This is a genomic window from Aneurinibacillus sp. REN35 (assembly GCF_041379945.2).
GTDB lineage: Bacteria > Bacillota > Bacilli > Aneurinibacillales > Aneurinibacillaceae > Aneurinibacillus.
Genome location: NZ_JBFTXJ020000007.1, coordinates 101,957 through 113,315 on the forward strand (window position 1 = coordinate 101,957; position 11,359 = coordinate 113,315).

12 protein-coding genes are annotated in these 11,359 nt (G+C 46.5%); 4 read left to right on the forward strand and 8 right to left on the reverse strand.

The window, feature by feature from the left end; translation table 11 throughout:
• Window positions 1-58: 58 nt before the first annotated feature.
• Entirely contained in the window at window positions 59-1,582 is a 1,524-nt protein-coding gene (locus tag AB3351_RS14475) for a glycine betaine uptake BCCT transporter (RefSeq protein WP_371147852.1), read from the reverse strand.
• 380 nt (window positions 1,583-1,962) lie between these two features.
• Window positions 1,963-2,136, reverse strand: coding sequence for a hypothetical protein (locus AB3351_RS14480; protein WP_371147853.1), 174 nt, complete (start codon window positions 2,134-2,136; stop codon window positions 1,963-1,965).
• A gap of 231 nt (window positions 2,137-2,367) precedes the next feature.
• On the opposite strand from AB3351_RS14480, the gene AB3351_RS14485 reads away from it, so the two are divergent.
• The gene (locus AB3351_RS14485; protein WP_371147854.1) at window positions 2,368-2,592 is read left to right on the forward strand and encodes a DUF1128 domain-containing protein; all 225 of its coding nucleotides are present in this window, start codon (window positions 2,368-2,370) and stop codon (window positions 2,590-2,592) included.
• 109 nt (window positions 2,593-2,701) lie between these two features.
• Here AB3351_RS14485 and AB3351_RS14490 read toward each other — a convergent pair whose 3' ends face one another.
• The 4 genes from AB3351_RS14490 to AB3351_RS14505 all read right to left on the reverse strand — a co-directional run bounded on the left by AB3351_RS14490 (window position 2,702) and on the right by AB3351_RS14505 (window position 6,423).
• A complete protein-coding gene (locus AB3351_RS14490; RefSeq protein WP_371147855.1) occupies window positions 2,702-4,042 on the reverse strand; it encodes a sodium-dependent transporter in 1,341 nt (446 codons plus the stop codon).
• Between the two features lie 95 nt (window positions 4,043-4,137).
• Window positions 4,138-4,464: a thioredoxin family protein gene (locus tag AB3351_RS14495; RefSeq protein ID WP_371147856.1), complete on the reverse strand. Its 327-nt coding sequence runs from the start codon at window positions 4,462-4,464 to the stop codon at window positions 4,138-4,140.
• Window positions 4,465-4,557: 93 nt separating this feature from the next.
• Window positions 4,558-4,977 (reverse strand): Hsp20/alpha crystallin family protein, encoded by a 420-nt coding sequence (locus tag AB3351_RS14500; RefSeq protein ID WP_371147857.1) that lies wholly within the window; start codon window positions 4,975-4,977, stop codon window positions 4,558-4,560.
• 105 nt (window positions 4,978-5,082) lie between these two features.
• The gene (locus AB3351_RS14505) at window positions 5,083-6,423 is read right to left on the reverse strand and encodes a sodium-dependent transporter (protein WP_371147858.1); all 1,341 of its coding nucleotides are present in this window, start codon (window positions 6,421-6,423) and stop codon (window positions 5,083-5,085) included.
• 195 nt (window positions 6,424-6,618) lie between these two features.
• Between AB3351_RS14505 and AB3351_RS14510 the strand changes: the two genes are divergently transcribed.
• A complete protein-coding gene (locus tag AB3351_RS14510) occupies window positions 6,619-7,482 on the forward strand; it encodes a DUF1206 domain-containing protein (protein WP_371147859.1) in 864 nt (287 codons plus the stop codon).
• A gap of 55 nt (window positions 7,483-7,537) precedes the next feature.
• Here the strand turns inward: AB3351_RS14510 and corA are convergent, their stop codons facing one another.
• Window positions 7,538-8,491 (reverse strand): magnesium/cobalt transporter CorA, encoded by a 954-nt coding sequence (gene corA, locus AB3351_RS14515; protein WP_371147860.1) that lies wholly within the window; start codon window positions 8,489-8,491, stop codon window positions 7,538-7,540.
• 144 nt (window positions 8,492-8,635) lie between these two features.
• Between corA and AB3351_RS14520 the strand changes: the two genes are divergently transcribed.
• Both AB3351_RS14520 and AB3351_RS14525 read left to right on the forward strand, forming a co-directional pair.
• Window positions 8,636-9,496 carry a GRP family sugar transporter gene (locus tag AB3351_RS14520; RefSeq protein ID WP_371147861.1) on the forward strand — a complete coding sequence of 287 codons (861 nt, stop codon included), beginning with the start codon at window positions 8,636-8,638 and terminating at the stop codon, window positions 9,494-9,496.
• A 22-nt stretch (window positions 9,497-9,518) separates the two neighbouring features.
• Window positions 9,519-10,304, forward strand: coding sequence for an SDR family oxidoreductase (locus AB3351_RS14525; protein WP_371147862.1), 786 nt, complete (start codon window positions 9,519-9,521; stop codon window positions 10,302-10,304).
• Window positions 10,305-10,376: 72 nt separating this feature from the next.
• On the opposite strand, the gene AB3351_RS14530 is transcribed toward AB3351_RS14525, so the two are convergent.
• Window positions 10,377-11,336 carry an ABC transporter ATP-binding protein gene (locus tag AB3351_RS14530; protein ID WP_371147863.1) on the reverse strand — a complete coding sequence of 320 codons (960 nt, stop codon included), beginning with the start codon at window positions 11,334-11,336 and terminating at the stop codon, window positions 10,377-10,379.
• Window positions 11,337-11,359: the final 23 nt, after the last annotated feature.

Sequence of the window (11,359 nt, forward strand, 5' to 3'; positions counted from 1 at the left end):
CCAGTAGACGCAGATCAGGCGAGGAAAATTCATCCCTCGCCCGATCTGTTGCATCTTTTTACTTATCTTCAAGCAGCATCTTCAATTCTTTACGAAGTGCCTTTTCCTTCTTTTTCTTTTCCCTATCTTCCATCTTCAGTGCTTTGATGATCGACACGCACATCAAAACAAGGATAACGGTAAACGGCAATGCCGTGATAATAGAGGCCGTCTGTAAGCCCTGAAGTCCTCCACTCATAAGCAGAACAACGGCGATCGCCGATTGCAGTACACCCCATGTGATCTTGATTTTGTTATTTGGATGCAGATCACCGTTCGATGATAACATGCCGAGAACAAACGTGGCAGAATCAGCGGAGGTAATAAAAAACGTAATAATCAATAGAGTTGCCACACCGGCAAGAATCGTGCCTAACGGCAGGTTCTCAAGCATCAGGAAGAGCGGCATCGTCACATCTTCTTTTGCCAATTGCGCCAGATTACTGCCCTCAAACATCACTTGGTGCAGCCCCGTTCCACCAAATACGGTAAACCACAGACAACTAAACAATGTCGGAATCAGCATCACGCCCAGTACGAACTCACGAATTGTTCTTCCTTTGGATACGCGTGCGATAAACATGCCGACAAAGGGCGCCCAGGCAATCCACCAGGCCCAGTAGAACAGCGTCCAATCCGCTACCCATGTGTTGTCGGTAAATGGCGTCATACGCAAGCTCATCTGTACTAAATTCTGCAAATAACTGCCCATGGTCGCTGTGTACGTATTAAAGATAAATGTCGTCGGACCTAAGAAAAGGACAAATAACAAAAGACCTGCGGCAAGTATCAGATTGGTATTGCTTAAAAGCTTGATTCCCCGATCAAGGCCGGTCGTCGCAGAAACAAGATACAGCACCGTAACGATGGCAATAATCATTACTTGCGTCGCAATCGTATTCGATATGCCGGTTAGATGGGACAGACCACCATTGATCTGAAGCACACCAAGTCCAAGAGATGTTGCCACACCGAAAGCCGTAGCAATGACAGCCAGAACATCAATCAGCTTCCCAATCGGACCGTTTACCTTATCGCCGAGAAGGGGATAAAAGGTTGAGCTGATAAGACCTCGCTGCCCCTTTCTAAATTGAAAATACGCCAACGCAAGCGCAATGATCGTATAAATTCCCCATGGCTGCAATCCCCAATGAAAGAACGAATAGCGCAGTGCCAGCTGTGCGGCTTCCCGTGTACCGCCTTGTCCGGACGGCGGCGTTAAATAGTGGCTGAGCGGCTCTGCGACTCCCCAGAAGACAAGCCCAATTCCCATACCTGCGCTAAACAGCATGGCAAACCATGTTGTAGTTGAATACTCCGGTTCATCATCATCCTGTCCCAGCTTCACTTTACCGTATTTACTAAATGCTAAGTATAATGAAAATAGCAGGAAGGCAAACGCACCCAGTAAATAAAACCAGCCGAATTTATCTACCGTAAATCCAAAAGCCGCTTCTGCTGCACCTCCTAGATTGGCCGGTGCAAATGCACCCCATAGTACAAATGCGATAACAATAGCAACGGAAATATAAAATACGGTCATTCCCGTTCATCACCCTCTCTCATTTGTATTTATACTTTGTGTTTTTGTTAGTTTTCCCGTACATACACTTTTCACTCCACATATGCTGCAACGAATCAAACCGTCCAACCGCCAGCACAAGGTTGAGACTACTACGCACCTTGCCAATCCCAATTCAGCCCTGTGATCGCGGAAATCAATTACAGCAAGGTAACCACATCCGACAGAAGATTACCATTGCTTACGATTCATGCACGAAAAATTTTGCTCACTCCTTATCCTATTTTTATATAGCAGCTTATTTAGGGTAACATAACTTACTCATAATTCGTAAACTGACGTAATATTCTTTTTATTGCAATAAAAAACCCTTGCTTTTTACAGCAAAGGTTTCCTATTTATCATAATAATGGGAGAGTAAGTGTAGAAAATTCTTTTGCCTGCTTTTGCTCCCATTTTTCTTCACGATCTTTGGCTTCCTTAGCTTTGGCAGCCGTCAGAATTCTCACCGCTTCTTCCTGACCATCCATCATTTCTTCTTTAATAATCGATCGTTGATATTCAATTTGATTCACTTCATACCTCTCCTTGCTTTCGTTATTCTTTTGTTAGTAAGTGAGCGACATCCGCTCCCTTTCTTTCTTCCACCTAAACAGACAATAGAAACAGGAATTTTCTAACTGTTCAGAAACAGTTTTTGACAGAAGCAAGCATTTCTTCTTACCCCCTCAAATGTGCAGCAGCATGAGAACTCGAAATCAAAAACGTGGTACAATAAGTGAAATGCTCATAAGAAAGGTGAGAACATGGACTTATCGAAAAAATCAGCGGAAAACATTGAGTTTATGCTCGATGGCATTAAAACAAAACTACGCATCGTTAATGCAGGGGCCATTCAACCGTCCCATTTCGATGAAGAGAAGTATGAAGACTTACATGATATCTATGAGATGGTAATGAGAAAAAATACGTTCAGCACCAGTGAACTGCAAGCCATTGTAGATGAGTTAGGCAGTCTGCGCCGCAGCTAAATCCTACCATCTGTAAAATCACCAAAAAGGGAGAGAGGATGTACAAGCCAACACCGAGGCAGGTGTCAGATTGTCTCCTCTCTCCCTTTTTTTATGCGATGTATTGGCTCTACATCATTCCTACGACATCAAGAAACACAAGAATAATGGCTACAGGTGTTAGATAACGAATAAAGAAAAACCATGCACCAAACCAGTATCTCCCGTATTTCGTGCCAATGCTTAGTTCATGCAGCAATGTATCCTTCGGTATTTTCCACGGAACAAATATTGCAATCAGCAGAGCGCCGATTGGGAGCATGACATTGCTCACCGCAAAATCGGCAAGGTCAAATATTGTTTTCCCCAGCCAAGTCATATCGCTTAGCACACCGAACGAAAGTGCCGATGGAATCCCCGCGAGAAATACGAATATACCGCCCCATATCGCGGCACGTATTCGCTTCTCCTGCTTGCCCGCCGTCCAAGCTGCAACGATAATCTCAAGCATGGAGAAGGCCGATGTCAATGTAGCAAATAAAAACAAAAGCAAAAATATGATAAAAAATAGCGATCCAAACGGAATGGAAGCAAAGACGGACGGCAGTACGATGAAGAGCAGTCCCGGCCCCTCTGTCGGCTCCATCCCCAGTGAGAATACCGCCGGAAAAATCGCAAGCCCTGCCAAAAACGAAATCAGTACGGTCAAACTTACAACCGACGTAGCAGAACGTGTCAGGCTTTCCTTACGCGATAAATACGAGCTGTATGTAACCATTACCGAAGCACCTACTGTCAATGAGAAGAATGACTGTCCCATTGCATACAGCACCGCCTCTGATGTTAGCTTCGAGAAATCAGGCTGTAAAAAAAACGTGACGCCAGCCCATGCTCCGTCCAATGTTAGCGAACGGATAATCAAGGCAATAAAGAGCAGGAACAATGCGGGCATCATATATTTATTCGCTTTCTCGATCCCCTGCTGCACGCCGCGGGCTACCACGTATATCGTCGCCAAAAGAAAAACGCCCTGCGCTCCTACAGCCTTGTACGGATTAGAGATCACCTCTCCGAACAGTTGATCATAAGCGACTCCCGCTTGCCATAGCTGTCCTGTAATCCCTTGATACAAGTAAAGCAAAATCCAGCCGCCTACCACACTATAAAATGACAGCACAAGAAAACAGGTTGCCACACCAAGCCTTCCCACCCATGGCCATGCTGTCCCTGGAACCAATTTTTTGTATGCGCTTACAGCCTCTTTCTGTGTACTGCGGCCGATAATAAACTCAGCCAGTAATAACGGCATCCCTACCAATACAGTAAACAGAAGAAATACGACAAAAAACGCGCCGCCCCCTCCCGTACCGGTCATATACGGAAATTTCCAAATTGCCCCGAGGCCAATCGCTGAACCGGCGGCAGCCAAGATAAATCCTAGCTTCGAGGTCCATTGTGTCTGCTGACTCATCCTTGCTCTCTCCTCTTCTCTTCTACATCTATGCTGTATCAAACAATGTTGTCAATAAAACAACGGTACTAGCATACTATGTTTCTCCTGCTCCATCAAGTTTCTTTATTCATCAACGGTTCTAGCGCCATATATAGATCAGGAACCGAGCGCATCGCATATAGCTTATGTACCTGCGCCTCTTCCGTTATCAATGCAAGACACGGCACGCTTGCAATCTGCCAGGATTGTGCCAGCGCAGGCGCGAAGTTAATGTTGCATTTGTAGAGCGGAAGCTTCGGGTTCGCCGCTTCGATTACAGTCAGCATCTTCTCCGCAACGCCGCAAGTACCACACATCGGCGTATAGAAATAGATGGCAAAGGGCGCATCGGCCGCTCGGGCATATCGTTCTTCAATCTCTGTGCTGTTCAGCTCGTTCATCTCTTATCTCCTCTCCAACGTATCCGCAGTTCACCGCACATATTTTTTCCCATATACAAACGGAAGGAGCCCTATGCGGCTCCCTCCATACACTTATAGAAAATCAATATCTACTTTTTTCTTACGCTCTACTTGTGCCTTTGGCATCCGAATTTCGAGAATACCATTTTTATAGCTTGCCTTCACACCTTCTGTCATCACAGGTGATGGCAGGGATACCGTACGCTCAAACCGACCTGCAAACCTCTCTCTTCTATGCAAATCCTCTTCACGTACCTCATGCATCTTATGAACAGTTCCACTAATGCTCATCGTATCATCATCTAGATGAATATCGATGTTCTCCTTGCTTTCAATGCCTGGAATTTCACAGGATGCCACCACATAACCATCTGTCTCATATACGTCAATATGCGGCCAGCTCCACTCCGGCATAAAATCCGGAAACATATTCATAAACTCTCGCTTCAGCATATCAAGATTTCGAAAACGGTCGCCTGGAATAAAGGGCATAACAATAACCTCCTTGAGAGTAGGATATGGTGGTTCATCTATTATTTTACCAAAAACATCTCCGAACAAACATGAAGGTTTCGCAAACAATACGTATGTGGATCGCTATATAATGTCAAGAACATCGAGGAAAACGATGATGATGAGGATTGGCGTCACATAGCGCAGAAGAAGCAGCCAGACAGCGAAAAAACGTCTTCCATTCGTCGAACCTGCGCTGATCTCAGCAAGCAGCACTTCTTTCTTCATCTTCAACGGAACGAAGATGGCAATCAGAAGCGCACCTAACGGCATAAGAATGTTGCTCACAAGAAAATCAGCGGCATCAAAAATAATTTTCCCGAAAATGGTAATGTCACTCCACACACCATATGACAAGGCAGACGGGATACCTACCACAAAAATAGCTAAGCCAACCAGCCAGGTCATCTTCTTCCGCTTCGATGCCTCGCCTTTTGCAAGTGAAGCAACGATGATCTCAAGCATCGAGAAGGCGGACGTCAATGTAGCAAAGAGGAACAGGGCCAGGAAACAGGTGAGAAACAGCCCACCCAATGGAATCTTCGCGAATACGGACGGAAGAACCATAAACAGAAGGCCAGGCCCCGCTTCCGGTGCTACCCCAAGCGAAAAGACAGCAGGGAATATAGCCAGACCCGCCAATAGCGAGATAAGCACATTCAATCCAACGATTGATACGGCAGAGCGCGGAAGACTTTCATTCTTTGCCAGATACGAACTGTATGTAACCATCACCGATACCCCTACACTAAGCGAGAAGAATGATTGTCCCATTGCATACAAAATACTCTCTGATGTTAGCTTCGAGAAGTCGGGCTGTAGGAAAAACGCCACGCCTTCTGCTGCGCCGTCCAATGTTAATGAACGAATAATAAGAATAATAAACAGAATAAAAAGTGCCGGCATCATGTACTTGTTAGCTTTTTCAATTCCATTCTGTACACCTCTCGCTACCACGATAATGGTGAGCAAGATAAAGAGAAACTGAGCCCCCACCGACATGATCGGATCCGTAATGATATCTCCGAATAGCTTGTCATACGCCTGCGTCTCATGAATCAACTGTCCGGTTACACCTCGGAACAGATAAAGCAGGATCCATCCTCCGACCACGCTGTAGAACGAAAGCAGAATAAAGCAGGCCCCAACACCAAGCCGTCCAATCCAATGCCATGCGGAATCAGGAGCAATTGTTTTATACGCTGTAATTGCCTCCTTCTGCGTGCTTCTCCCAATAACGAATTCACCAAGCAGAAGCGGGAGGCCAACCAATACCGTAAATAGCAAAAATAATACAAAAAAAGCACCGCCTCCGCTCGTACCGGCCACATACGGGAATTTCCAAATCGCTCCGAGGCCAATCGCCGAACCGGCGGCAGCTAAGATAAATCCTAGCTTTGATGTCCATTGTTCTGTTTGTTTCATAATACGCTCCCCATCTCTCCTTTTTCCACCTAGTTAAGAATGTATATTATATCATACAATGCTTTACCTATAAATAAAGCGTAAAAGCCCTCGCCAATATTTGGACGGAACTTTCTTTGTTACTTGAACGGTTGTATATCGAACAAAGCGGGTAAAGAGTAGCAAATATAGCGCTATGTCAAAGGAGATCATATAATGAAAATTGCTACGCCACCGCCAGGAAAGCATGCCGGACAAGAAATTAAACAGAAAACAAAACAGGCCACCAAGGAAGCCAAGCCGTGGATTCGTCCTCTCGGGCGTTTCGGATATCTGGCTAAGGGAGTTGTCTACATGCTGATCGGTATTATGGCGGCACAGACTGCCTTTGGCTTGGGCGGAAAACTTACCGATTCCAAGGGTGTATTTCAGACGATCGCTTCAAAACCGTTCGGCTCTGTGATGCTTGCTCTCGTTGCCGTAGGACTTCTTGGTTACGCCATCTGGAAAATCGCCCAGGGCTTTGCCGATACGGAGCGCAAAGGAAGTGGACTGAAGGGGTGGAGCGTACGCCTTGCATTCATCGCCGCAGGGATTGCACATATCGGAATCTCATTTAGCGCCTTCGGTACGCTGATGAATGCAGCAGATTCCGGCAACTCCGAGAAGGGCTGGTCTGCGATGCTTCTGGCACAGCCTTTCGGTCAATGGCTGGTCGGTATTGCCGGCTCGATTGCGTTGGGCTTTGGTATCTATCAAATATATAAGGCGATTAAAAATAAATTCCTCGAATACTTCGAGCAGGCCGCTATGAATCCATCTAGCTATCATTGGGCCAAACGCGTAGGAAAAATTGGCATTACAGCCCACGGTATCGTATTTGGCGTCATAGGGATCTTCTTGATTCGTACGGCACTTCATGCCAATCCGGATGAAGCGCGCGGACTTGACGGGGCGCTGGTTGAAATTGCGAAGCAGCCGTTCGGCCCGTGGATGTTAGGCGCTGTCGCCCTCGGCCTGATCGCATACGGAATCTATCTGCTTACCCTAGCCCGTTATCGTCAGATGAACGTAACGTAACTTCCTGCACCATCCAAAAAGGAAGAGGCATGCCGAAGCATGCACTCTCCCTTCTCTACATATCGAACCATCCTTTGCGATAGAACCACCAGAATAGTGAACCTGCCACCGTAAGCATGATACCCCAGACAAGAAAATAGCCATATTTCCAGTGCAGCTCCGGCATATAATCAAAATTCATCCCGTATACTCCGGCAATGAAGGTTAATGGAATAAATACCGATGAAATGATGGTCAGAATCATCATGATACTATTCATCCGATGAGAGGACAAAGACGTATAGCTATCCCGCATATCAGCCGTAATATCACGACTGGCGTCTACAATTTCTGATAGCCGGAGCAAGTGGTCATGCACATCGGCAAAATACACGCGAGATTCCTTGAATTCGCGCAGTCTCTCTGAATTGAGAATCCGGTATAGTAAATCACGCATAGAACTGATGACGCGGCGCAGCTTGATAAGATCTCCCCGAATCTCGAACACTTCATCCATCAGGCGGCGGCTGAGTCCTTCTTTCATTGTGCTATCCAGCTCATTTAAGCTATCTTCGATTTCGTATATGGCAGGAAAGTAATAATCCACTAGCTTGTCGATCACCATGTATGCGATATATGAAGATCCTTCCGTCCATACGTTCTGATCAGAGCGTACACGTTCCCATACTTCCTTAATCTCGCGCAGCGACGTATTGTGAAAAGTCACGATATAGTTATTCCCAACGAACATATCGACTTCCTCAGCCTCTAATGTATCTTGATTTAATGCATGCAGCACAAAAAAATTATAGCCGTCATAATAGTCGAGCTTCGGACGCTGAAGGAAATGAAAACAGTCTTCAATAGCCAGCGGATGAAAATGAAAATACACATCCAATACTCGGCCTTCCTCTGGGGTGGGAGCGTGAAAATCTACCCAATACCACAAAATATGCGGGGAGGATAGTTGTTCGATTGGAATATCTTCAAGCAATTCTAAGTCATCTGTCAGTGCTAATGTTGAAATCACTGGCACCACCACCTCTCTTCTCTCTTTCTACCCTGCTTTCTTTTGCAATATGCATAACTCCTACTTGCTTCAGCAAGGGATAAATAGGGTAAAACCATAAACGCTGGGTATTATACTAACACAACGCAGAAAAGAGGGAGCACATTGTCAGGAATTCTACTTGCGCTGCTCGCCGCTGTATGTTGGGGCAGCATTGTCCTTGTCGGCAACAAGCTGGGTGGCGATGCCTACAGCCAGACACTCGGCACAACGGTAGGCGCACTTATTTTCTCTATCGTAATCTACTTCTTCACTACACCTTCCCTCTCGCTGTCCATCTTTATTATTGGAATGATTTCCGGCTTCTTATGGAGCATCGGACAGCGCAATCAATTCAGTGCAGTCAAATATTTGGGTGTCTCAAAAACCGTTCCGCTATCCACTGGCATGCAGTTGGTCGCTACCTCCCTGACCGGCGTGTTGGTCTTTAAGGAGTGGTCCACCACCGTAACGGTTATTATCGGTGTGATTGCTATCGCCCTTATTATTACTGGTGTCATCATGACAACGGTAGAAGACAAGAAACAAAAAGATCAGGAGGAAAATCAGCAGACCAAGCGTGGCTTGCTTATACTGCTGCTGTCTACTGCCGGATACCTCGGCTATGTAGTGATTATTCGCTGGTATGAAGTCGATGGCTGGTCCGCGATTCTGCCGCAGGCCATCGGTATGATGATCGGAGGACTGCTGCTTACTTTCCGGCACAATCCATTCAATACATACGCTGTACGCAACATCCTCACCGGCCTCATCTGGGCTGTTGGGAACCTCGGTCTGCTTCTCTCCTTACCGAAAATCGGAGTAGCAACCAGCTTCTCGCTCTCACAGACAGGCATTATCATCTCAACGCTTGGCGGGATTTTTCTGCTTGGAGAGAAAAAATCAAAGCGGCAGATGACCTTTGTCGTTGCAGGCTCCGTTCTTATTATTATCGGTGGCGTCATGATCGGCTTCACTAAACAATAGAAATCTTAGGAGGAGACATACCATGTATCCAGATTTGGAAGGAAAAGTTGTCGTTATCACAGGGGCTACGACCGGAATCGGTAAAGCGATGGCTCTTCGTTTCGGCAAAGAAAAAGCGAAGATCGTCATCAACTATCGCAACCCTGACCGCGATGTGGACAGCCTTATGAAAAAAATTGAACAGGCAGGCGGGCAGGCCATTGCCGTACTCGGTGATGTTACCAAAGAAGAGGATGTCAAGAATCTCATTCATAAAGCGACAGAGGCATTCGGTACACTCGATTGTATGATCAACAACGCAGGGATTGAAAACGAGGTTCCTTCCCATGAGTTAACACTTGATGACTGGAATAAGGTTATACAAACAAATCTGACAGGCGCATTCCTCGGCTGTCGCGAAGCGATTTCCTATATGCTGGCACATAATATCCAAGGCTCGATTATCAATATGTCAAGCGTACACGAGATGATCCCTTGGCCGCACTTTGTTCATTATGCAGCAAGCAAAGGCGGCATGAAGCTGATGACAGAGACACTTGCACTCGAATATGCGCCAAAGCGCATCCGTATTAATAACATCGGTCCCGGTGCCATCAATACACCTATTAATGCAGAGAAGTTCGAAGACCCAGAACTACGGCAAGGTGTGATCGATATGATTCCGATGGGATATATCGGTGAACCGGAAGAGATCGCCGCCGTCGCAGCCTGGCTCGCTTCTTCGGAAGCAAGCTACGTGACAGGGATTACCCTATTTGCGGATGGGGGCATGACAAAATATCCAAGCTTCGCCGGTGGAAAGGGCTGAGGCAGCGTGATAATAAGAAAATCCGGTTTTTCCTCATTATTGTAGGAAAAACCGGATTTTTTAAATGGATAATCATGCATATAAATGACAGGCCGCATAATGACCCGCGTCCACTTCCTGCCAGATTGGCTTCTGCTCTGCGCATATCGCGCTTGCTGCCGGACACCTTGTCCGGAACACACAGCCCGTCGGGGGATTAATCGGGCTTGGTACATCCCCCTCGATAATGATGCGCTCCCGGCTCAACTCCACATCCGGGTCCGGTACCGGAATCGCCGAGAGCAGCGCCTGAGTATACGGATGCTTTGGATTCTTATACAATTGATCACTTGTCGTCAACTCTACCAGATTGCCCAGGTACATAACGCCAATGCGGTCACTAATATGCTTGACCATCGCCAGGTCATGAGCAATGAATAAATAGCTTAGACCCCGCTCATTCTGCAGGCGCTTCATCAAGTTTACAACCTGCGCCTGAACCGATACATCCAACGCAGAGATCGGCTCGTCTGCAATCACCATCTGCGGATCTGATGCCAGCGCTCGGGCAATTCCGATGCGCTGCCTTTGTCCTCCGCTGAATTCATGTGGAAAACGGTTGGCATGTTCTTTATTTAATCCAACCATACGAAGGAGCTCATACGCTCGTTCATGCCGCTCCTTACGGGAGAATGATCCGTTAATCTCCATACTTTCTGTCACGATATCGGCCACAATCATTCTCGGATTAAGCGAGGCATACGGATCTTGAAAGATCATCTGCGTCTTCATAGTAAAACGCTGCAGTTCTTTTCCCTTCATCTTGTGAACGTCTTTACCCTCGTACAGCACCTCTCCAGCGGTTGGAGGATACAGACCGATAACCGTACGTCCGGTGGTCGATTTCCCGCAGCCCGACTCGCCTACCAGACCGAATGTTTCCCCTTCATAGATGTCAAACGATACGTCATCAATTGCTTTAAGCAATTGATTTTTCCCCAGAGAAAAATACCGCTTCAATCCTTTTACTTCGACAAGTTTTTTTGCTCCCACCGGATAGCCCTCCTCATCTATGA

Bases quoted from the DNA above. Each gene is read 5' to 3' on its own strand.
- AB3351_RS14475 (WP_371147852.1), bottom strand. From the start codon at position 1,582: ATGACCGTATTTTATATTTCCGTTGCTATTGTTATCGCATTTGTACTA.
- AB3351_RS14485 (WP_371147854.1), top strand. From the start codon at position 2,368: ATGGACTTATCGAAAAAATCAGCGGAAAACATTGAGTTTATGCTCGAT.
- AB3351_RS14490 (WP_371147855.1), bottom strand. From the start codon at position 4,042: ATGAGTCAGCAGACACAATGGACCTCGAAGCTAGGATTTATCTTGGCT.
- AB3351_RS14495 (WP_371147856.1), bottom strand. From the start codon at position 4,464: ATGAACGAGCTGAACAGCACAGAGATTGAAGAACGATATGCCCGAGCG.
- AB3351_RS14500 (WP_371147857.1), bottom strand. From the start codon at position 4,977: ATGCCCTTTATTCCAGGCGACCGTTTTCGAAATCTTGATATGCTGAAG.
- AB3351_RS14505 (WP_371147858.1), bottom strand. From the start codon at position 6,423: ATGAAACAAACAGAACAATGGACATCAAAGCTAGGATTTATCTTAGCT.
- AB3351_RS14510 (WP_371147859.1), top strand. From the start codon at position 6,619: ATGAAAATTGCTACGCCACCGCCAGGAAAGCATGCCGGACAAGAAATT.
- AB3351_RS14525 (WP_371147862.1), top strand. From the start codon at position 9,519: ATGTATCCAGATTTGGAAGGAAAAGTTGTCGTTATCACAGGGGCTACG.